This is a genomic window from Snodgrassella sp. CS2, assembly GCF_050310315.1.
Classification (GTDB): Bacteria; Pseudomonadota; Gammaproteobacteria; order Burkholderiales; family Neisseriaceae; genus Snodgrassella; species Snodgrassella alvi_E.
The window spans coordinates 104428-127808 of record NZ_JBNPBA010000005.1 but is presented as its reverse complement, the minus strand read 5'-3'; the positions used below and the strand labels follow the sequence as shown (position 1 = coordinate 127808).

The 23381-nt window shown below is 44.6% G+C and carries 17 protein-coding genes; 8 read left to right on the top strand and 9 right to left on the bottom strand.

The features are described 5' to 3' along the window. Positions 1–445 precede the first annotated feature (445 nt). On the bottom strand, positions 446–718 hold the full coding sequence (locus ACQP6D_RS08575; protein WP_369611745.1) for a DUF3079 domain-containing protein: 273 nt from the start codon (positions 716–718) through the stop codon (positions 446–448). A 172-nt stretch (positions 719–890) separates the two neighbouring features. Here ACQP6D_RS08575 and ACQP6D_RS08570 point away from each other — a divergent pair, with 172 nt between their 5' ends. The 4 genes from ACQP6D_RS08570 (at position 891) to ACQP6D_RS08555 (ending at position 4285) form a co-directional block, all read left to right on the top strand. Beyond that, complete coding sequence (locus tag ACQP6D_RS08570; protein ID WP_370388376.1) at positions 891–2009, top strand: FAD-dependent oxidoreductase; 1119 nt, start codon at positions 891–893, stop codon at positions 2007–2009. Beyond that, positions 2006–2200, top strand: a complete 195-nt coding sequence (gene thiS / locus ACQP6D_RS08565) for a sulfur carrier protein ThiS (RefSeq protein ID WP_100140766.1) — start codon at positions 2006–2008, stop codon at positions 2198–2200. Before ACQP6D_RS08570 ends, thiS begins: the two co-directional genes overlap by 4 nt. Positions 2201–2558: 358 nt before the next feature. Next, entirely contained in the window at positions 2559–3086 is a 528-nt protein-coding gene (locus tag ACQP6D_RS08560; protein WP_180295836.1) for a YagU family protein, read from the top strand. A gap of 401 nt (positions 3087–3487) precedes the next feature. Next, on the top strand, positions 3488–4285 hold the full coding sequence (locus ACQP6D_RS08555) for a thiazole synthase (RefSeq protein ID WP_427857954.1): 798 nt from the start codon (positions 3488–3490) through the stop codon (positions 4283–4285). An 86-nt stretch (positions 4286–4371) separates the two neighbouring features. Here ACQP6D_RS08555 and ACQP6D_RS08550 read toward each other — a convergent pair whose 3' ends face one another. Next, on the bottom strand, positions 4372–5769 hold the full coding sequence (locus ACQP6D_RS08550; RefSeq protein WP_371687949.1) for an amino acid permease: 1398 nt from the start codon (positions 5767–5769) through the stop codon (positions 4372–4374). A 349-nt stretch (positions 5770–6118) separates the two neighbouring features. Here ACQP6D_RS08550 and ACQP6D_RS08545 point away from each other — a divergent pair, with 349 nt between their 5' ends. Then, positions 6119–7420, top strand: coding sequence for an MFS transporter (locus tag ACQP6D_RS08545; RefSeq protein ID WP_370389461.1), 1302 nt, complete (start codon positions 6119–6121; stop codon positions 7418–7420). An 89-nt stretch (positions 7421–7509) separates the two neighbouring features. Continuing rightward, a complete protein-coding gene (gene pepN / locus ACQP6D_RS08540; protein WP_427857953.1) occupies positions 7510–10155 on the top strand; it encodes an aminopeptidase N in 2646 nt (881 codons plus the stop codon). Between the two features lie 123 nt (positions 10156–10278). Here the strand turns inward: pepN and efeB are convergent, their stop codons facing one another. The 5 genes from efeB to ACQP6D_RS08515 form a co-directional block, all read right to left on the bottom strand. Beyond that, positions 10279–11568: an iron uptake transporter deferrochelatase/peroxidase subunit gene (gene efeB / locus ACQP6D_RS08535; RefSeq protein WP_427857951.1), complete on the bottom strand. Its 1290-nt coding sequence runs from the start codon at positions 11566–11568 to the stop codon at positions 10279–10281. Positions 11569–11576: 8 nt separating this feature from the next. Then, positions 11577–12467 carry an EfeM/EfeO family lipoprotein gene (locus ACQP6D_RS08530; RefSeq protein WP_267408909.1) on the bottom strand — a complete coding sequence of 297 codons (891 nt, stop codon included), beginning with the start codon at positions 12465–12467 and terminating at the stop codon, positions 11577–11579. After that, complete coding sequence (locus ACQP6D_RS08525; RefSeq protein WP_267408908.1) at positions 12464–13294, bottom strand: FTR1 family iron permease; 831 nt, start codon at positions 13292–13294, stop codon at positions 12464–12466. The genes ACQP6D_RS08530 and ACQP6D_RS08525 overlap by 4 nt, the downstream gene beginning before the upstream one ends. A 14-nt stretch (positions 13295–13308) precedes the next feature. Further along, complete coding sequence (locus tag ACQP6D_RS08520) at positions 13309–13644, bottom strand: cupredoxin domain-containing protein (protein ID WP_100140757.1); 336 nt, start codon at positions 13642–13644, stop codon at positions 13309–13311. 98 nt (positions 13645–13742) lie between these two features. Beyond that, positions 13743–14288: an iron transporter gene (locus ACQP6D_RS08515; protein ID WP_100140756.1), complete on the bottom strand. Its 546-nt coding sequence runs from the start codon at positions 14286–14288 to the stop codon at positions 13743–13745. A 429-nt stretch (positions 14289–14717) separates the two neighbouring features. On the opposite strand from ACQP6D_RS08515, the gene ACQP6D_RS08510 reads away from it, so the two are divergent. Then, the gene (locus tag ACQP6D_RS08510; protein WP_267391549.1) at positions 14718–14843 is read left to right on the top strand and encodes a hypothetical protein; all 126 of its coding nucleotides are present in this window, start codon (positions 14718–14720) and stop codon (positions 14841–14843) included. Here the strand turns inward: ACQP6D_RS08510 and ACQP6D_RS08505 are convergent, their stop codons facing one another. Continuing rightward, on the bottom strand, positions 14844–15200 hold the full coding sequence (locus ACQP6D_RS08505; protein ID WP_100140754.1) for a hypothetical protein: 357 nt from the start codon (positions 15198–15200) through the stop codon (positions 14844–14846). A gap of 71 nt (positions 15201–15271) precedes the next feature. Here ACQP6D_RS08505 and ACQP6D_RS08500 point away from each other — a divergent pair, with 71 nt between their 5' ends. Beyond that, positions 15272–15493, top strand: coding sequence for a hypothetical protein (locus ACQP6D_RS08500; RefSeq protein ID WP_143558393.1), 222 nt, complete (start codon positions 15272–15274; stop codon positions 15491–15493). A gap of 1147 nt (positions 15494–16640) precedes the next feature. On the opposite strand, the gene ACQP6D_RS08495 is transcribed toward ACQP6D_RS08500, so the two are convergent. Beyond that, positions 16641–23381 (bottom strand): YadA-like family protein (locus ACQP6D_RS08495; protein ID WP_427857950.1); only part of this gene is annotated, 6741 nt, incomplete at its 5' end.

The window sequence follows — 23381 nt, the reverse complement described above, 5'->3', positions numbered from 1 at the left end:
ATACTCGCCTGCAGCTTTTTTGCAGGCGGTTTATTTTTTTAAGGCTTTAAACACTACTGCGATATTGGCTGGCTTTTTAAAGCATAAGCTTTATCTTTCTTTTTTATGTTTTGTTGTTTCCAACTCTGGATTGAGTTGGTCGGGTGAGATAACGATGAAAGTTACCGCATTCACTAAGCTGGTACCGGAATGGATCAGCGTATCTTTTTATGTTTTATTTCTGTAAAATAATTCTCAAATTAAAGTAATGTTTTTACAATAATATTTAACTTGATATTTTGTGTGATTGAAACAGCTTGGCGTTTAACCAGTGCCTGCGATGCTCTTTAATTTATTCTGCTAACGATGGACGAAATAAATCAGATTTGAGTAGGTTTTGGCTATTGGTCTGTGTTGAAGATAGGTTTTGTCAATCTGGACTAGTTGCAGTGATATCAGGATAAGATTATTTTTTTAACGTTAGTTTGATATGCGGTTTGTGCGGTTTGATTTCTTTTGCTGATGGCTGGTTAGAAGCGATAATTTGTTTGCGTTGTGTTTCAGACAGCAAGCCGGACCAATCACCCTCAAGATACCATTGTGCACCGAAATCCTCGCACGGATGCGGAATGCGGATACTACCATTGCCGCATTGTAAATCATCGGCACGACAGTATTTATCACAGCCCCAGCAGATTCGTTCGGGGTGTTTAGGATGCAGAGGGAAAACCTTGGCCATAGTAAAGTCTATTGTTGGGGAATATCTGCGGTTATACCCGCTGAAGCCGGTTTGTTCAAGCGGAGGAGGACTGGGTGCTGTGTAATGTTTTGTCGGGAAAATATTTTTACCAAAACAAAATATGCTTGATTCAGGAACAGATTAAGATTCGGTTTAATATGACAGGTGCGCAATGAAACAATATGATGTTGCCGTTTTGGGCGGTGGGTTGCTGGGACGTCTGACTGCGTGGTTACTGGCAGAGCAGGGCTCTAAAGTGGTGCTGTTCAATGCCGGTAATCGAAATGGAGAAGGCAGCGCTGCATTTGCTGCAGCAGCGATGCTGGCGCCTACAGCTGAAGCTGTGGAAGCCACGCCGCTGGTGGTTCAGTTGGGATATTCCAGTTTGCCAATCTGGCGTAAGTGGGTGGATATATTTCCAACTCCGGTATTCATGCAGCAGAATGGATCATTAATTGTCTGGCATCCACAGGATCGAGAGCTGGCTCAGCAGTTTACACGAGATTTGCAACGGGCTCATCAGGATAGCAGCCGCTGTCAGCATTGGCACAGTCAGCAAATTGATGAACAAGAACCGCAGCTGGCTGGCCGTTTTCAGCAAGGACTGTTTTTACCAACAGAAGGCCAGTTGGATAATCGTCAGACACTGCTGGCACTGGCAGATATGCTTGAGCGCCGGCAGGTAACCTGTTATTGGGAACGCGAAAGTGAGCCGGCTGAATGTGCAAAATTGGCTGAATGGACGCTGGATTGTCGCGGTTTTGGCGGTAAAAAAAGCTGGAACAATCAGGCAAATAGCCGTCTGCGCGGTATTCGGGGAGAAGTGCTGCGTATTCATGCTCCAGATGTGACACTTCACCGGCCAGTACGGGTGCTACATCCGCGTTATCCTATTTATATTGCGCCGAAACAGAATCATTTGTTTGTGATTGGTGCTACCCAGATTGAAAGTGAAGATGATAGTCCGCTAAGTGTGCGTAGCGGATTGGAGCTCATGTCTGCTTTGCATTGCGTTCATCCGGCTTTTGGTGAAGGACGGATTCTGGAAAGTCTGGCGCAGCTACGGCCAACGCTCAATCATGAAAATCCAGAAATACGCTATGATATAGATAATCGATTGGTGGCTGTTAATGGTTTGTTTAGGCATGGATTTATGATTTCACCTACTGTCAGTCTGGCTACTGTGCGGGTTATTCAGGCGTTGATGCAACAGCAGCCACTTCCAGATGCAGACGCGCGCTATCACATAGATGCTGTGCCGGTAAGCCAGAATGGAGAATCAATAGAATGAAATTATGCGTTAATGATGAGGTAATAGAGTTTGATGGCCGCACGCTAGGGGAACTGGTTGTGCATATTAATCCTGAAACACCTTTTGCAGTGGCCGTAAACACTGCTTTTGTTGCCCGTAAGGAATATGGTGGCTATGTCTTGCAGGAGCAGGATAAAGTGGACATTGTGAGTCCGGTAGTGGGCGGTTAGTACGGTAGCAAAATGGTTGTAAGCAAACCCTGTATGCATACAGGGTTTTTTGTTGCTCGTCTTTGCCCGTGCTGGCTAAAGCTGAAGTGGGTAATTTGTTCACTTTTAAATAAAGCAGTAAATTTCAGGCTAAATATTCCATAAAAGTAATCGTATTTTATTTGTCGGTAATATCAATATGCTGAATAATCTTTAATGCCAGTATAATAATTGATTTTGTCATATATACTGTTTTGGAGAACGCAGAAGGGTAAATTTGCTTGATTTTGCCTTTAATCTACATTTACACTTGCGCCCCTGTTTTACATGAATAATACAAATCAATAGTTGTTGTTAACATATCAAAAGGGCGTTAATTATGTCTAATCTGTTTGCTCGTACCGAACCGGCCAGCCGCAGTTTTGGGGTGGCTTTTTTTGCCGGTATTATGGGGGGGCTGATTTCGGCTTTTGTGAAATCTGGTACCGAAGGTATCATGCCACCGCGCACACCAGACCGTGTGCCGCCTCCGATTCAGATGATTCAGGATATGGGCATTGATATTCACAATATGGTTTACACTTATTCCGACCAAGTAGTGAACTGGGGTGGCAGTCTGATACACATCCTGTTTTCTATTGTCTGGGCTGTCATTTACTGCATGGCAGCAGAAATTTTTCCTAAAGTAAAATTATGGCAGGGTATGGCCTTTGGTATTGGGGTAACTATTTTGTTCCACGGTATTATGCTGCCAGTCATGAATTTGTCGCCTGCTCCGTGGAATCTGCCTTTTGATGAGCTCTTTTCTGAGCTGATTGGTACCTTGCTGTGGATGTGGACTATTGAAATTTTTCGCCGCGATTTGCGTAACCGTCTGACTAAAAAACCAGACCCAGAATTTCAGTAGACTAGAGTAATGATGGCCGGATGCTGAATTTCTTGATATTCCGGCTATCAGCAGAGATAGTTTTTTGTTTTTGCCCATGTTTATCCACATAATGAAGTGTCAGTGTGACGCTTGATACTGGATAAGTGTCATGGGCATTTTTATATTTGTGTCTGACCTCTGCTCTGTTGTGCGGTTTATTTCTAAGCTTGATTATTTTATGCGTAATGAATTATGAAAATAAGATAAATACTCAATCGATTGCCTGCTTTTTCATTTTGTACTAACTGATTTTTCCTATTAATTGAAATCAGATGCAAAGATATTGTTCTGGTTATAAAATCTAGTCTTTCTTCTTCTGGACAGTGCTTGGCGGCTGTTTGGACAATATTCGATATTACTGTTTTGCGGAAAGAGAGCTGATGGCTTTACAACTATATAATGAGCAGTTTGAAAGTCGTTTGCTGCTGGGAACCGCTGCTTATCCTAATCCGGAAATACTGCGGGCAGCAGTTAGAAAATCTCAGCCGGCAATGATAACAGTGGCTTTGCGCCGGCAGGGTGCTACTTCGGCAGAGCATGGTCAGGGTCTGTGGGGATTACTACAGGAACTAGATTTGCCTATTTTGCCTAATACAGCCGGCTGCCTGAGTGTGCAAGAGGCAGTAACAACAGCACAGATGGCACGCGAAGTTTTTGCCACAGACTGGATTAAGCTGGAACTGATTGGCGATGACCATACTTTACAGCCGGACGTGTTTCAGTTGGTACAGGCGGCAGATATCCTGATTAAAGATGGGTTTAAGGTACTGCCCTATTGTACGGAAGATCTGATAGCTTGCCGCCGTTTACTTGATGCCGGCTGTCAGGCTTTGATGCCCTGGGCAGCACCGATTGGCACCGGACTGGGACCCGTGCATGAATATGCCCTGCATGTGCTGCGTGAACATTTACCTGATACTCCATTACTTGTGGATGCGGGGCTGGGATTGCCTTCACATGCGGCCGCTGTAATGGAATGGGGTTTTGATGGGGTGCTGCTGAATACTGCCGTTTCACGCAGTGGTGCTCCGGTGTTGATGGCAGAAGCTTTCGCTCAGGCGGTAAAAGCCGGCAGACTGGCTTATGAAGCGACACCGGTTATACCGCGGCATAGTGCACAGGCTTCTACGCCACAACTAGGTCAACCTTTCTGGCATTATCCTGACTATAACGATTAAAAATAAAGTGTGTACGCACGTTATTTTTATTATTCTGTCCTGTTTTGGTGTAGTGGCTGCATTAAAACAGGACAGATTTTTTGTCGTTAATGGTTGTGCTTTGAATCGGTATAGGAAATGCGTTTTTTCAATTGCTGCCGATACAGAGGCAGGAACAGGGTTAGCAGGATAAACCAGACCGGAGTGGCTACCAGTCCGGTAAGCGTATCTTTGTCCTGACTAAACAAATACAGCACAAACGCAAAAAATATCAGACACACATAACACATCGGAATGCCAAACGGCATTTTATAAACGGAGCGCGCATGTGCTTCTGGGAAAAGGCGACGATAGCGTAAATAGGCAATTAGGATTACTGCCCAGACAAAGATGAAGCAGATGCTGGAAACAGTGGTCACAATGGTAAATACTTTCATGACATCACCTTCGGCATAAAGCAGAAAGACGCCGATCAGCAATAGTGCACAAGAATATAACAAACCGTTTTGCGGTACGCCGGAGGCTGACAAACGGGCAAATACCTTCGGACCTACCCCGTTGCGAGATAGGCCGTACAACATGCGGCCAGTGGAGTACATACCGCTGTTGGCTGAAGAAAGCGCGGAAGTCAGTACAACAAAATTAATAATTGTGGCGGCCGCGCTGATGCCAATGAGCGTAAACATGTTAACAAACGGGCTGCGGTCTGGTGCCACCATACTCCATGGTGTGACGGTCATGATGATAGTCAGAGCCAATACGTAGAAAACAATTACACGTACCGGTATTTTATTGATGGCTGCCGGTAGTGTAGTGGTGGGATCGTCAGTTTCGGCTGAAGCAGTACCAACAAGCTCTATACCAACAAAGGCAAATATTGCAATTTGAAAGGCAGCAAAGAAACCAGACCACCCGTGAGGCATCCAGCCTCCGTACGACCACAGATTGCTGATTCTGGCTTGAATACCGTTGGAACTGACAAAACTGGTTATGAGCAGATAGCCGCCACAGCCAATTAAAGCAAGAATGGCCAAAATTTTAATCAGCGCAAACCAAAATTCCAGCTCGCCAAAAAGCTTCACTGATAGCAGATTGAGCGTTAGCAGAATGATGATGCAGATAATACCGGGTAGCCACAGGGGTACCTCCGGCCACCAGAATTGGGTGTAGCCGGTAATAGCGACAATATCGGCCATGCCAATCACCACCCAGCAAAACCAGTAAGACCACCCAACATAATATCCAACAGTAGGGTTGAGAATATCCGTTGTGAAATCAACAAAAGATTTGTATTGCAGGTTATGCAAGAGTAATTCACCCATGGCCCGCATGACAAAAAACAGAAATGTACCGATGATGATATAGGTAAACAGTACGGAAGGGCCGGCCAGACTGATGGTGCGGCCGGAACCCATAAACAAGCCGGTGCCGATTGCTCCGCCGATGGCAATCAATTGTAAATGTCTGTTTTTCAGAGTCCGTTTTAATTCGGGCGGCCGGTTCATGTTTTATCCTCTATAAACTTGAAAACAGGAAGTAAACTCATGGTGTGATTTTGACGGATGAATGTAGAGTAACGGGTTATCTTAAGCGGATGTATTTTCATCACTAACAGGCTGTATCACAGCCGTAGCAGTACGTTATTTGTAGGATACAGCACCCAATGATTGGGTAGCGTAGACAGCCTGATGTCCATTACTGTATCACAGTTTTTTACAGTTGCTGGCAATATATCAATGTAGTGGTTGTATATGGAAAGATGTTGTATTAATGTTGTGGTTTCAAGGTATATTGTATGCGTTTCAGGTTAACTTTAAAAATAATAATTAAACTAATTTTAGGGAGAAATACTCCATGCGCGCGATCCTGACTGGATTGGTGGTAGGCTACGGCTTTATGGTGATGTTTATCAGTACGGCTATAAAGGGTGTCTACCAAATTAATTTTACCGGTCTGGTGCATCATTATGGTGTTGGTATTGAGGCAATGGCTCTGGCTGGCGGTTTCTTTGGTTTGGCGCAAGGGGTGTTTTCAGCAATGGTCGGAAAGCTGTGTGACCGTTGTGGTGCCAGCTATGTACTGTTGTCCGGCATGTTGTCTGCTGCGTGTGCATTTTTGTTGTTTTCTTCTGATAATAGTTTTTTGACTTTTTTGCTCGGTTTTCTGCTGTTCGCCGCATATGCAATGGCGGCTTTGACTTTTGTACCAGTCAGTATTCTGATTGATATGTATGTGATGCCAGAACGGCGTCAGCTAGCCTATGTGCTGGCCACAAATGGTATAGCCGTAGGGCTGATGGTTCTCTCGCCGATTTGGATTTATCTGGAAGGCTATCTTTCATGGCCCATGCTGTGCTCAGTGCTGGCTGCAATATTTGCCTCTCTGGCTGTTATACCAGCATTGCTAAACTGCCTCGGACGGACTCCGGTGAAAATACCAGTAGCGTTACGTGCTGTAACAGCTCCTTTAACCCCGCCAAATGCACAGGCTGTCAAACAAACCACGCTTGCGTCTCTGCCGCGCTACTGGTATTTCGACCGCAGATTCTTACTGGCTGCACTTGCTTTTTCAGGCTGTGGTACGTCAATGATTTTTATAGATGTGCATTATGTGCCCGCCATTCAGGAAATATTGCAGCATCGTACCGCTGCTAATCTGCTGACCGGTTTTTCGCTTAGTCTGCTTGGTTTGTCTGAGGCACTGGGAAGTTTGCTGATTGGCTATATAGTGTCGAAAAAAGTATCGCTGCCATTGCTCTTGGGTATGTTGTTTCTACTGCGCTGTGCCACACTGATGGCGTTGGTATTGTGGCCTGAACCAGTGATGGTGCCGTTGTTCGGTATATTTTTTGGCATTACCTATATGGGTACCGTGATTATTATCTCGCGTCTGGCCGGTACTATTTTTGGATACCGCTATAAAGGATTTATTTTTGGTGCCTTCTTCCTAATTCATCAGCTAAGTGGTTTGCTTACAGCATGGCTGGGCAGTTTGCTGCGGGTTTATTGTGGTAGCTATTTTCCGGTTATCTGTTTTGTTGCGGTATGGCTGGCCTTATCAGCAGGAGCGTCTTTACTTCTATCGATTATGAAAAATAATCCAGATGCCGGTACAGGCTCTGGGAATGATAGTCGGTTTCAAGTTAAATACGAATAATAGTTCCTGTCTGGAATGAGACGGTCTTGATTGTGGCCTTGTTAGCCGTAAAATAGACACAACAGATTTAAATAGTAAGAGTGTAGACAATGAGTGAAAATAAAGTGGTTCATTACCTGAAAGATTATCAGGCTCCCGATTTTGCAGTGGCAGAAATTGATTTGACCTTTACGATAGAGGAAGCTTATACCCTTGTGCGCAATCGCATGATGATTGTTCCGCATGAGGTAGGTAGACCATGTGTGCTGGATGGCAGTGCTGAATTATTGCAAATTGTGCTGAATGGAAAATGTCTTTCTCCGCATGAATATGCGATAGCCGATGAAAAACTGACAATACATATGGTACCGGATACTCAGTTTGAGCTTGAAATTACCACTAGATTGTATCCGGCGCAGAATAAAACGCTGATGGGGTTGTATGAATCTGGCGATAATCTGTATACCCAGAATGAGCCGGAGGGTTTCCGTAAGATTACTTATTATTTTGACCGGCCGGATGTGATGAGTCAGTTTACCACTACCATTATCGGTGATAAGCGGCGCTATCCGGTAATGTTGTCTAACGGTAATCTGATTGACAGTGGTGAATTGGATAACGACCGGCACTGGGTTTGCTGGCGTGATCCGTTTGCTAAACCCAGCTATCTCTTTGCTCTGGTGGCCGGACAATTGGCGGTGTTGGAAGGTAATTTTACCACTCGCAGCGGGAAAGAAGTGGCGCTGAAATTTTATACCCGTCCGGAAGATCGGGAAAAAGCAGGTTTTGCGCTTGAATCTTTGAAACACGCCATGCAATGGGACGAGGACCGCTTTAATCTGGAATATGATTTAAATATATTTATGGTCGTGGCTGTGAGCGATTTCAATATGGGTGCCATGGAAAACAAAGGCCTGAATATATTTAATACTAAATATGTGCTGGCTAGCAGTGATACGGCTACCGATGCTGATTTTGAAGCCATTGAAGGGGTAATCGGTCATGAATACTTTCATAACTGGACCGGTAATCGTGTCACCTGTCGCGACTGGTTCCAGCTCTCTCTGAAAGAAGGGCTGACTGTTTTCCGCGATCAGGAATTCTCTGCTGACCGCGCTAGCAGAGCGGTGCGTCGTATTCACAATGTTAGGGTATTGCGCAGTATGCAGTTTGCTGAGGATGCCGGCCCAATGGCGCATCCGGTACGGCCGGCTTCGTATGAGGAAATGAACAATTTTTATACGCTCACAGTATATGAAAAAGGCGCTGAAGTAGTACGCATGTATCATACTTTGCTGGGCGAAGAAGGTTTTCAGAAAGGTATGCAGCTTTATTTTCAGCGGCATGACGGTCAGGCCGTGACTTGTGATGATTTTCGTGCGGCGATGGCGGATGCCAATGGTGTGAATTTAGACCAGTTTGCATTATGGTACAGTCAAGCTGGCACACCGCAGATTAAAGCGCATGGCGACTATGATGCACACAATCAAACTTTCAGCCTGCATCTGCAGCAATTCATTCCGCCTACTCCGGATATGGCCGATAAACAGCCGATGGTGATTCCGGTAAAAATCGGCTTGCTAGACAAAAATGGCGCATCTGTCGCTTTTAAAATGGCCGGTACCGCAGATAAAACTGAGGAAACGGTTCTGGTATTCAATCAAACAGAACAAACGTTTGTATTCCATGATGTAGCGAAGGAAGTCGTACCTTCATTGCTGCGCGGATTCAGTGCACCGGTACGACTAGACTATCCTTACAGCGATGCCGATTTGATGTTGCTGCTGGCACATGACAGCGATTCTTTTGCGCGCTGGGAAGCGGCACAAACTTTGTATCGTCGTGCATTTGCTTCCAATCTGGATGCACTGGCTTCTGGCCAGCCGCTTCCACAACATGCCGAACTGGCACAAGCGCTAACTTCAGCTTTGAATGCTGATATTGACCCAGCGTATAAAGCGGTTTTGCTGCAGGTACCGACAGAAGCAGAACTATGGGAAGATGTGTCTTCAATTAACCCTGAGCAATATGTATGTGCGCGTCAGGCTTTGTTGCAGAGTCTGTCCAGCAGTATGCAGGATACGCTGACACACTGGCGTGAATGGGCGGATGAACAGGAGCGTACCAGCCGGCATCAGGCACCGCAGGAGTATCATCCTGATCTGGCTGGTGTTCGTAGTTTGCGTAATACATTACTGCAATGGGGTGTATTGGCCACTGCAGATTTGCTACACAACATAGTAAACGAATTCAGCCAGCGTGCTACCAATATGACTCATGAATATGGAATGCTTGCGGCCATAAATCATTTGTCTGATGATAAACGCAATGACTTGCTGAATCAGTTTGGCCGGCGGCATGCGCAAGACGATCTGGTAATGGATAAGTATTTTATTCTTATCGGTAGTAGTCAGCGTCCAGACACATTGCAGCAGGTTGAAAAGGCTTTGCAGCATCCGGCTTTCAGTTTGGAAAATCCGAATAAAGTGCGCTCATTATTAGGCAGTTTCAGTCGTAATATCCCTCATTTCCATGCTGCTGACGGTAGCGGCTACCGTTTCTTGGCGGATTATATTCTGCGTATTGATGAATTTAATCCGCAAGTGGCTTCACGGCTGGTGCAGGCATTTAATCTGTATGACCGGCTAGAGACTCAGCGCAAAACGTTGATGGCTGAACAATTGCAGCGCATTCAGAAACATGAGGGTTTATCTAAAGACAGCCGTGAGATTGTAGATAAAATTTTGCATAGCTGAAATTTGTAAATTTATTTTGCTGCTGTATATTTATTCAGAGCACTACTGCTGAACAGTAGTGCTCTTTATTATTGGGCTATAAACAACTGAACCATAAATGACGCTGGATTTGAGTGTAAGGCATCAGCTTTCCAGTAGCTGTTTGCCCAGATAGTCGTTGTCTCTGGCCATGCCAGGCAGGACAAAGTAAAAGCCTCCACCAAAAGGTTTGATATACCGCTCGAGGGGTTCTCCGTTCAGGCGGTTTTGGGTATCGATAAAGCCTTTTTTCAGGTCGTTCTGATAGGCTACGAAAATCAGTCCCATGTCTAGTTGGCCGCTGGGTAAAACGCCAAGGGAATAGCTGAAGCTGCGTCGGCGCAGTTTGGCTACGTGCCGCTCGGGAATACGTGGTTCGGCACGACGCATATGTGAATCAAATAAGATACGGTCGCCATGCGGGTCTCGTTTCATTTGCGGATCATCCATCTCATGCTTCATGCCGATAGGGGCACCGCTGGATTTGTAGCGGCCAAAATCGTTTTCCTGATCTTCTAGCGGTGTTCTATCCCAAAATTCCAGATTGAAGCGAATCAGGCGGATGGCCTGATAACTACCACCCAGACACCATGCTGGTTCGTGATTATTAGCAGTGACCCATACCAGCTCGTCCATCAGTTTGCTGTCGGTAATGGCTGCATTGCCGGTGCCGTCTTTAAAGCCAAACAGATTGATGGCGGTGCTGTGATGGTCAATATCCCTTGCCGGTAAAAATCCGTCCATTTTCCAAAGTGGTACCATGTATCGATTACAGTGATGGATGATGTCGCGCAGAGCATAGATGACACTTTCACGGCTGTTGGCGCAGAACTGGATTGATAAATCACCGCCACACCAAGATTTCTCCAGCCGGTCGTTGGGGAATCGTGGCATGGGAATCAGTTTTCTTGGTTTCTGCTGAGCCAGACCGAAGCGTTGATCGAATAGGCTGGCGCCAACGGCAACAGTGATAGTGAGGGAATCGGGTGCGATATTGTGTCCAAGCAGACCGGACTCGGGCGGAGGAAGCTGGTCTGTTTTGTCTGCTCTTAAGCTCTGAGGACGAGTAAGAAAGGCAATGCGCTGAGAAATAAGCTGGAGTAATTGTTGTAGCTGAGTTTTGTCTCGTGCGGTAACGTTAAAAGCGACAAAAATAGCCTCTTTGGTATCTGGTGTAATCACACCGGCCTGATGTCTGCCCCAATAGTCTACGGCTTGATTGTAATCGTGGCTACAGGTTCCAGCAGCGCTAGCTGTGTTGCTGATACCTAATCCTGTCATTCCTAAGCTGCCGGCCAGCAACATTTTCATGCCATGGCGACGGGCAGGACTAGCCGGATTGTCTTTTGCTGTGGTAGCTGTTTCAGATTGGTGAGTTAAGGTATTTTTGTTCATAACTGATATCAATGAGGATATTTGTAGTAAACCTTTACGCCCAGCTGCGCACGTAATTGTGCCAGCCTGCTGCTTTGGAGACTGAGCAGAGAATAGAGGCGGTCGTGGTCTGTTTGGCTCAGCTGACTGAAGCTCTGAAACTGATTATTGGGTAATTGATAGTGCTGTAGGACGGCAAAAATCTGCTGATATCCACTATCAAGTGACATGCGTTGTTGTGTTGAAATAAAGGGAGTCAGATATTGAACGATTTGTGCTGAGCCAGTTACATTGGCCTGAATATCGGCCAGATCGCTGTGACTGTATTGATTTTCTTTACCGGCCAGCTTGGTTTGCAAAATCATTTCTAGAAAATCGGCTGAGGACTGGACAATTTTGGCGATATCCAGTTCATCGGCAGCTACGCGTTTTTGTAGGTCGATGATTTCGTATTGCAGATTGGCAGCTTCAGCCTGTGCCTGTTGCACGTCTTTAAGCACAAATAAATCATATTCCAGACGATGAAAACCGCTAAAAGCAGGGTCGTTAATGCCTTGCAGATAATAGTCGGCACGCGAGTTGATGTTTTCATCGGCATTGCCAAATAATCTAACAATAATTCGGATCTGTTCGTAACTTTGGTGTGCGCGGACATAATCCAGCTGAGCCTGTGCCAATTGTTTGTTACGGCAGGCTGCGACGATGGCGTCAAGGTATTGCTGGGTAGTTTTCAGCTGTGTAACGACCTGTTGCTGATAAGCCTGAATGGCTGCATGATATTTTTGCGGGGTGGGAATGTCGCCTTTGGCTGCGACAGCATTGCTATCGTCGATAATGGGGGCTAATAATCCATGTGCCTGAGAAAGAGACGGCAGTAACAAGGCACACAGATAAAGAGTGTGAAACAGACGCCGTGTCATTTGGTTTTTTTCCTTAAGAACAAAAGAGCCATTATTAGCCAGAATAAACCAAAGGTGATCACGCTGATCCACATAGGCTGCGAACGATATGCAAACAGTGATGATGCAAAGCTACCGAAAAGGCCGCTATCGTCAATGACATGAGAGGTATCCCAAGCCGGATTGATGAGAAAATCAGGGATGGATACGTCGTGTTCGAGTAACATATTGGTCCCGTCTTCAACAGCTTTCAATAATAGTGAAATGGAGAGAAATAACAGCACAACACCGGTGATGGTAAAGAATTTTTTCCATTGGATGAAACGGCTGGTGAGGATAAATACATAAAAGGTAAATGCGGATACAATGATGCCGATTAGTACGGCCATGAAGAAGCCGGTGTAATTGTGGCTATTGAGCTGCATAATCTGACCGGATAGAAAAACGACTATTTCACTGCCTTCACGGGCAATAGCGATGGCAATGATGAAGAGTGCTCCCCACCATGAGTTGCGTGCTACCTGCTGTGCCATTTCTTGTTCGAGTGTGGATTTCATACTTTTGGCATGGCGGTTCATCCAGTACACCATTTGTACAATTAGTATGCTGGCTATTGCGGACATGGCCATCATAAACAGGGTCTGATGGTCATCGCTGAGCTCTTTGAAGACGCCATTAATAATTAAAGCGAGTATGACTGATATCAGTACACCAAGCCCTATGCCGCCAAACAGATAGCGCATGCCGTTACTTCTGTCGGGGTTGCGGTTAATCCATGAATAAATAATGCCGACTACGAGCAGTGCTTCGAAACATTCGCGCCAGACAACAAAGATGACTTGTCCCATTATATATCCTGTTGTTATTTTACGATTAGCTGCCCTTTGGGCTTATTCAGATGAAAGTCGTCGAAAAAGATATAGGTGCCGGGTTTTTTAGGCGATATGACTACTACTGAAGAGGCGCCGGGTGCCAGTACTTTTTCTTTAACTAGCTGGGTGCTTTCAAATTCCACCGGTCCTTTGCCAATGTTGGTGACCTTGATGCGGATTATTTTATTGGCCGGTGCATTGAGGGTGAGAGGCATCATGTCGCCATCTTTCATTTTTAATTCCAGTGTGACTTTGTCTTCAGCGCTGGCTAAACAGGAAAGCATGAGGCAGACTGAACTGAGCACAATAAGAAAAATTTTTTTCATGATGTTTGCGCTTGTGGCTATGGTGTGCTGATGAAAAGCAGGAAAGGATTATTCTGCCGGTTAGGATCAGAATAACCCCGTCTGTACAACTTAATTCATTAATAGCTGCCTTTGCGGCCTACACCGGTGTAATCAAAATCCCAGCTAACTTCAAATGGTTTGAACCATGGTGCTACGCCGGTTTCTTTATCAATATGACGTGCCATTTGATTGGCAGTAGGGGGGGAGATGCGGTAGGTAACACGGTATTTACCATGACCATCCAGTTTGATGTTGTCGCCATAATGTGGACCGTCATTGGCCACCATAGACATAAATTTACCTGAATGTTCGAATTTGCCTTTGTTCAGCTTGGTGACGGCATACTCTACATTTAGGTTGGGAATCCAGTCTCCTTCAGCAAAGCCATTGGGGTTGCCTTCTGTGGCATGAATGTCGGCTTCCATGTGGACATCGGATTTGCTGGCCGGCAGATGCATATTGCTGTGATCCATTCCATCAGTATCCATGGTGATGGGGGGTAGGTAGACACCGGAAATTTCCATTCCATTTTTGATAATGGGTTTACCCATCGGATATTCTTGAGCAAAGGCAGCCATGGACACTAGGGCTGCGCTGGCAATCGCAATTTTTTGTAACAGCATGTCTGGTTTTCCTATTTATAGTCATGCTGAATCGGTATGAAACAGCATGACTAGATTAAATTGATAAGTATTATCAATATACTCTTTTTACGAATGTTAGAAAACCATTAAATTGTGTTTTTTTGCGCTGGTTTAGTGTTATTTATTGCTATGCTGAAATGTCTGATTTTTGATGGTTTTTTATTAGACTGGGCTGGTTTCTGTATATTGCTGAATAACTCTCTATATGATGATTTGATTGATAAATGAATGATTTGTGCTGAATCATTTATCTGTCGGAGCTTTCAGCAGTCTCTGTTTAACCGGCGTTGGTGTGAAATTGTGATTTTGTGGTGAAATGGTATAAATAATTATTGTTGCAGTGTACACAAGCTATTGATATATAAGTTAAGTAATGTTAAATTATCGCTTCGGCCGGATAGGGTGCCGGTGAAGGATTTGCCGGTAGCGTCTATAGATCATATTTGTGGTTTAACTTTCGGAGATATGTTCTGGCTGAAATCTGTGCAGTCTGATGTGGCTGCCTATGGTGTGGTCACCATAGGCAGGATGTGACTAGGATTTTTGTAATACTTGCCAGATTTGTTGCGCGATGGGTTCGATGCCGTTCCACAGCAAAGGATTCCAATTGCGCTGTTTGCAAAATGAAAACACCATGGTTTCGGCACTGAGGATACTTTTACAGGGCCTGAAAACCAGCAATCCGCTGTCCTGCCAGTCTGAATCGGCTCTGACGATATAGGGCGACAGGATATAGGCGGTATATTCGGCTGCTTCATCTGGTTCATTGAGCCATGGACTGCCGATTGGTGTGGTTTGTTGTAGATAGTAAAGGGCATAGGGATGCTGCAATTGTATGTTGTCGTGCAGTGCAGTGGACAGTGTGTTCTTGTCTGGTGCAAGAAGTTTCATTGTCTGTCTCCCTGTGCATGTTTTATGTCAAATACATTATTTGTATTTGTCATGTAATATATCTGTGTGTTTTGACGATATCTGATTGTGTGGTGTGTTTGCGCAAACAGGTGATGTGGCAGATTGTGATGGGGGAGATTCGCTTTGTAGATGTTCATATTATTGCCTTTCTCTTTGGTCCAGAAGCCGCAAATGTGCTGTCAAACACAGATGGCGGCAGACAAATGGCAGGGTTGACAGACCGACAAAGAGAACCGGCAGGCGCGAAGCCTCCCTGCCACTGTCCACCATGAATGAGGAGGAGGCAATGGATATTTACAGACAAAAAAGCTACTCCGTGGGTGAGTAGCAGGATGTCTGCCTCTTTGATCAGCCTGTCAAAGCTGGTTGCGCTATTGAACGCAACGTCTTTATCTTGCCGTTAAAGCTTGGTACTGTCAAATATTGCCGTGTACCAGATGTTCCGGTTGTTTGCTGTGTGTTTTCAATCGGGGTAAAAGAGGAGTTTTTACCGTTTTTCTTTTGTCTCCTTGGTAACCATAATGATCCCCTTTAAGGTTTTTTGATTTGCCGGCATGTTGGGCTGAATACCGTTCTTTAAACGGTATGTACAAAGAGTAAACTGACTGATTTACTGTTATATGATGAGTATACCCCTTAATTTTTTTTCTGAAGGTGCCTAAACAAGCTTTGATAGTTGCGGGCTATAAATTCGACGGAAATGCGACATTACTGATGAGTATTGTTGTATTTGAGGAGTGTTGCTGTGCAGACAGACTGTATGAAATTAGTTGTGCAATTTATGACAATATTTTATTTAAAGTGTTGTTTATTGGTTGCAAAAGGGTATTCGTAAATCTAAATAAAAGTTGTAGATTAGGGTTGTGATTTATACGGGGACACGATATTTAACTATTATTGATTATTTATATGAAAAAAGGGTAATCATCTAGAGTAGCAGGTTGGTTAGTTTAATTACCTGATTAAGTTACCCATGATTTATGTTGAAATGATAGTAATGTCTGAATTGGTTGCTGAGTAAAGTCAGTGCTTTTTCAGACTTTTTTTGTTTGATCATTCTTTATGATGTCTGCTTGAAATGTAAGCTTGTCGGCTACTTTAAAGTTTATATGGATGGTGCTGAGGTTATCAATATAATTTATGAGTTTTGGTATAGTAGATATCTATCTTTTTGTCATGATTAGAACCAATTCGGTTATTTAGGTTTTGTGTTGCTGTCAATATGATGATATTACTTGTTGGACTCCAGGTTTGATGAGATGGAAATAACTGAAGGCTTTTTTACTTGTAGATAATTGGGTTTTATCAAAATGTTGAGTGAATAACAGTGAAGTGTATGTTATTTATTGATTAGAATTTTTTGTATAAAAAATCGGGCATACATTAGTATGCCCGAGACTTATGCTGATAATTCAGCTGTTACCATTTATAGCCAACACCAGCGTTGAAACCAGTTTCATGGCCGGTGGTGGATACGCCTGCACCCCATGAGAATTTACCGGTGTTATTGGTGGCTTTGTAGTTGATGCCGACAGCAGTATAGCCATGGTATGAACCCATACCTACGCCTACGGTCTGTTCACCTGCATTAAGCTGTGGCAGATATGCGCCAGACAAGGCCATGGCCAGTGCGGTACCAGAGTAAGCGCGACGTTCAACATGCTGAACACGATCGTTGACATAGCTCAGATTACGGTTGATGTTTTCCATCTGGGAATTGACACCTTTAAGCTGAGCAACGTTGACTGCATCGGTGTCTGCTGTACCGGCAGCAACGCCAGTAATCTGGCGGTAAACGCCTTTAGATGCATCTCCCACGGACACTGCTGCTTCGGTGCTGGTGGTAGCCATAATGGCTCTAGCCTGCTGTCCGGTAGCCGTTACGGGTATATAACCGCTAATGCCGCCGGCTGTGCTGGCTACTGAGTTGGCTCCCAGTGCGATACCGCCCGCCTGTGTGACACTGGCATGGTTGCCGATGGCCACGCCGCCAGCTGTGCCAGCTGATGCTTGTGCCCCAATGGCTATGGCGTCATTACCACTAGCTGTGGCTGCGCCGCCGATGGCAACTGAGTTGGTGCCACTGGCTGAAGCGACGCTCAGGGTGGAGTTAACTTTGGCGTATTTGCTGCCTCCGTTGTACAGATTGGTTAAGGCATCACCGACATTATTGGCAGTTATTGTGCTGCCATCTGCGGCTGTGGTGCTGTAGCTTGGCGCATTGAAGCCGCCGTTACCGGCACGTGTAACCGGACTGTAGCTGGCATTGCCTCCCAAGCTGGCAGCCACGGCAGTCAGTGCATCTGCTGTTGAAGTAGACAATTTTTCGGTGTCTGCAATCGCTTTGTTGGCTTTATTGGCAGCTTCCGCGATGGCTGCATTATTGCCGCTGCCGCCCTGATTGGTTAGCTTCTGGTCAAATGCTGTCGAAAGGGACTGAATATCGTCCTTAAAGTCATTTCGCATCTTCCACAACTGGCTGCCATTAACGGCGTCTTTGGAGTCCTTATTCTCATCACCAACTGCTACATTGGTAATTTTCTGACCGCTAGACGAGCCACGACCTGCATCGTATACGGTACCATTCCATTGTAATGCGTTTTTCTGCAATGTTTCCAGTGCAGTGGATAATCCAGCCGGTACGTTGCCTGTAGCAATAGTTAGCTGATCCTGAAGGCTGGAGAGGCTAGTTGATGTGCTTGTAGACAGGGAGTATAACTGCCGTCCATTTACTGCCTGATTTGAGTCGGCAGATATGGTGCCATCTGCAACGTTGCTGATGGTTTTTTCATTTCCGGCTCGGGTCAATGAATAGAGGCTATTGATCTCGTCATCGTACATTACGGCGTGTTTTTTTACATATTCCAGTTCAGATTTGGTATTAGAGAGATCTGAACTTACAGATGCAATTTGTTTGGATGCTGTGGCCATATTTTCCTGAGTGGTGGAAATTAAGCCCTGAACGGTCTGCATTTTTTTGTTGACTTCATCCAGATTCAATTTGTTCTGACTGGCAATATTTTCCACAGAGGAAGATACTGAACTCAGAATAGAGGTTGACAGGCTGAATAGCTGTCCGCCGTTGACGGCATCTGTTGAGTTTTGGTTAACATCACCTGAAGCCACTTGGAGAATTTTCTGTGCAGTACCGGAGCCATGGCTGGCATCGTAACCTGAACCATTCCACATTAAGGCGTCTTTTTGCAAAGTACTGAGGCTGTTGGATGTGGTGCTCAATCCTGTAGCCAGACTTGAGATGCTATTGCTGATATTGGTGAGGTCAGTGCTGTTTCCAGATGCAATGCTGGACAGGCTTTCACTGAAAGAAGATGAAAGCGAGAATAGCTGGCTACCGTTGACAGCATCAGTAGAATCTTTGCCGACTCCTCCGGCTGCTACATTGGTAATCCTTTGGGCACTGTCTGAACCATGGCTGGCATCGTAAGCATTACCTTTCCATTGCAAGGCATCTTTCTGCAATGAATTGATGTTGTTTGCTGCGGTAGACAGACTATCGGCCAGTGTCGAGGTGGATTTGAATACATTATCAATGCGTAAATTGGTTGTACTCAGACCGGTGGAGAAGGTATTAGATAAGGTATTAGACAGATTATCCATTCCACTGATGGTAGCTGTGGAAAGAGAATATAACTGTCCGGCATTTACAGCATTGGTGGAATTTTCGCTTATATCACCAGCTGCTACGTTAACAATCCTTTGTGCATTGCCAGTGCCGTGGCTGGCATCATAAGCAGCACCATTCCACTGTAAAGCATCTCTTTGTAATATGCTAATGTTATTGGCAGCACTACTAACACTTGAACTTAGTTTGGAGAGGTTGTTGTTAGTGGTGTTTAGATCATTACTGTTTCCAGCTGCCATGCTGGTCAGACTATCATTGAATGATGATGACAGTGAATACAGCTGGCTGCCGTTTATGGCATCAGTAGAATTACCATTGACGTCACCCGTTGCCACTTTGGTAATCTTTTGTGGAGAGTCTGTGCCGTGGCTGGCATCATAAGCGTTGCCATTCCACTGCAGAGCATTTTTCTGCAGGGTACTGATGTTGCTCACGGCAGTAGATAAATTTCCGGCAATGGTTGAAGTGGACTGCGATATCATATCAATGCGGGTTTTAGCATAGCCAAGGCCGGTAGAAAGGCTGTTACTAAAACTATAAGCAAGATTATCTATATCGGTATTGGTAGACGTAGACAAAGAGTAAAGCTGTCCACCGTTTACTGCATCGGTTGAATCTTGGTTGATGTCGCCGGCAGCCACATTAATGATTCTTTGAGCAGTACCGGAGTTATGGCCAGCATCAAAGGCGGTACCATTCCACAGTAACGCATTTTTTTGCAGGGTACTGATGCTGTTTACGGCAGAAGACAGATTGCCGGCAATGGTTGTTGTAGACTGAGATACTGTGTCTATACGGTTACTAGCTGTATTCAGGCTGGTGGTAAGAGTATTCACTGCATTATTCACTTGTCCCAGACCGCTAGAAGTAGAACTGGAAAGAGAATGCAGCTGGGCACCATTAACGGCATCAGAGGATGTATCGGTCACATCACCAGCAGCTACGTTTGTGATCTTCTGTGGATTACCAGAACCATGGCTAGCATCGAAGGCGGAACCATTCCACTGTAAGGCATCTTTTTGCAAGTTGCCGATACTATTGGCGGCAGAAGAAAGACTTCTAGCAATAGTTGAAGTGGACTGAGATATAGTGTCAATTCGTCCTTGAGTGGCAATTAAAGATGTACTTAGCTGATCGATTGTATTGTTGATATTTCCAATATTACCGCCTGTTATGTTATTGATGCTGTTGCTAACCGTAGTGGAAAGAGAATATAGCTGTCCGCCATTGACTGCATCAGTAGAACCCAGACTTACATCACCGCTAGCGACTTTGGTAATTTTCTGTGCAACCGATGAACCATGGCTGGCATCATAAGCAGCACCGTTCCATTGCAGAGCATCTTTTTGCAAAATAGTAATGCTGTTGTTGGCAGTAGACAGATTACCGACAATAGCTGTGGTGGACTGGGAAATATTATCAATGCGAGAGTTTGCTGTACTCAGATTGCCAGAAAGGGTGCTGGAAAGAGAAAACAATTGTCCGCCATTTACGGCATCGGTTGATTCTCTAGTCTCTTTACCTGCTGCAACCATGGTGATTTTTTGTGCATTGCCAGTACCGTGACTGGCATCATAAGCATCATTATTCCATTGCAGCGCATTTTTCTGTATGTCAGTGATATTGTTTATGACACTGGATAGATTAGTCTGAATCTGGCTGGTGGAATTGGAAAGAGCATTAATCTGTAAGTTGGTGTTATTTAGTGCTCCGGTAAGATTATTTACCGAAGTGGACACCGTACTTAGGGAGCTATTGGTGCTATACAACTGACTACCATTCACAGCATCGGTAGAATTCTGATTGATATCACCTAGGGCAAGATTAGTGATTTTCTGCGGACCATCCATACCACGGCTGGCCGTGAAATTGCCATCTTTCCACTGTAATGCATTTTCCTGCAGGGTGCTGATGCTGGTATTAACAGTACTTAGATTGTTGGACAACATAGTAGTTGTACCACTAAGTGTGTCGATACGATTAATCGCACCATTTAGTTTTCCGGTCAAATTGCCGACGGAGGTGATGATTGAGCTTACGCTGAGGTTGGTATTGTAGAGTTGTCCACCGGTTACTGCATCGCTAGAATCTCTATCAATTTTTCCAATAGCCAGATTGGTGATTTTTGTGTATTTAGCATCATAATTTTCACCGTTGATAAGTAAAGCATTTTGCTGCAGGCTATTAATTTTGTCCGTAGCAGTGGATAAACTGCCGGAAATTCTGGAAGTAGAATCTGCGATACTATTGATTCGTATAGCATTATTGTTCAAGCTGTTGGTTAAATCAGCCATCGAGTTTGTGATAGTAGTTATTTTTGTATTGGTTTCATAAAGCTGACTACCATTAATAGCTTGCGTTGAAGTAGGTGACACATCTCCATTATCAACGTTTATCAGTCTCTGTGGTTTACCATCTCGCAGCAGATCGTAAGCACCGTAATCAGTATTCCATTGAATAGAATTGTTTTTGAGTGTACTGAGATTATTATTAGTAGTGCTTAGGCCTTTGTTTAAGGCATCGATATTATCTGCCAGACCATCGATTTTGCTCGTGGTATTCCGGACAGTGCTGATTGTAGTAGACAAAGAGCTGATACCTGTTGAAGCCGAGCTAGACAATTGGAATATCTGGCCAGCATTGACAGCGTCGGTAGAATTGGGGGCCAGAATACCAGTTGCAATATTGGTAATTCGTTGTGGTGATCCGCTATCGTGACTGGCGTCATAGGCTATACCATTCCATTTTAGTGCAGAAGACTGCAATGTATTCAGACTGGCACCAAATGTGGCAATGGAATTATTTGCCTTTTCCAAGGTTGCATTGGTTGTATATAACTGCGAAGCATTGACAGCATCAGTAGAATTTGCGCCCAAAGTACCATTACTCACATTGGTAATCTTCTGTGGTGTACCAGAATCATGGCTTGCATCATAGGCCGCCCCATTCCACTTCAATGCAGAAGTCTGCAATGTGCTTAGACTGCTTGAAATGTTGATTATGTTATTGTAATTGTTAAAATTGGATGTAGAAACCGAAGACAAAATAGAGTTAGTGGTGTAAAGCTGGCCAGCATTAACTGCTTCATAGGAATTAGCTGCTAGCTGTCCGGGAGCTACATTAGTAATCCTTTGTGGAGCTCCTGAATTATGACTTGCATCATATGCAGAGATTAAGTCGTTCCACTGTAGGGCATTATTTTGTAATTTGTTTGCAGAAGCAGTAACTATATTTAATGAGTCGCTAACTGTAGATAGACTTAAGTTAGTGGTATATAACTGGTTTCCGGTAACTGCATCTGAAGAATCTACATTCAGGGCTCCGTTTGCTAAATTGGTGATTTTGTATCTAGCACCTTGGACGCCGTGGCTGGCGTCATATCCAACCGTTCCATCCTGATAGCGCTTCCACTGCAAGGCATCTGTCTGCAAATTATTAACAGTTGTAGATACATTATTTGCAGATGATGATAATGAAGTAAGGATGGAGTTGGTTGTAGACAGCTGACTGCCGGTTACTGCGTCTGTAGAACCAGCTAATAATGAACCGGCTGCAACATTGGTGATTTTTTGCGGTGCACCGGAACCATGGCTGGCATCATACGCACTACCATTCCATTGCAGGGCATCTTTTTGTAAAGCAGAAACATTGGTATTTAATGTGTTGATGTTGTTATTGACGTTACTAAGGTCACCTGCTTTGCTTAAGGTAGTAGAGAAAGAATTCAGTGTGGTAGAAGTTAAAGTAGAAATACTGTAAAGCTGTCCGGCATTAACTGCATCAGTAGAATTGGCTGCCAGGTCGGAAGCAGCAATATTCGTAATTTTTTGAGCGGTGCCCGAACCGTGACTCGCATCATAAGAAGAGCCATTCCATTGCAAAGCATCTTTTTGTAGGTTTGTAATTTTATTGTTTAGTGTACTAATGCTTGTGTTAGCTGAACTTAAATTAGTACCTAAAGATATGACGCTGTTGCTTAAAATGCCAATGTTGGAATTAACATTGCTTAAATCTCCGGCTCGCTCTAATACTGAGGAAAGGGTACTTATGCCCGTCGAGGTTGATGTAGATAGAGTATAAAATTGTGTTCCATTGATCGCATCTGTAGAATTAAAGGCTACAGAACCAGCGGCAACATTAGTAATTTTCTGAGCTGAAGTTGTGCCATGACTGGCATCATAAGCATTGCCGTTCCACTGTAGGGCATCTTGCTTCAGACCGGAAATATTGTTGGTTATGGAGCTGATATTGGTATTGATATTAGTCAGGTCACCGACTTTACCCAAGGTTGTAGACAGCGAATTCAGCGTTGTGGAAGTAGATGATGAAATACTGTAAAGCTGACCAGCGTTGACTGCTTCAGTAGAATTGGCTACTAGTTCGGCTGCAGCGACATTGGTAATTTTCTGAGCGATGTTTGTACCATGACTGGCATCATAGGCAGAACCATTCCACTGTAAAGCATCTTTTTGTAAACCACTAACATTCGTATTCAGGGTGCTAATGCTGGTATTAGC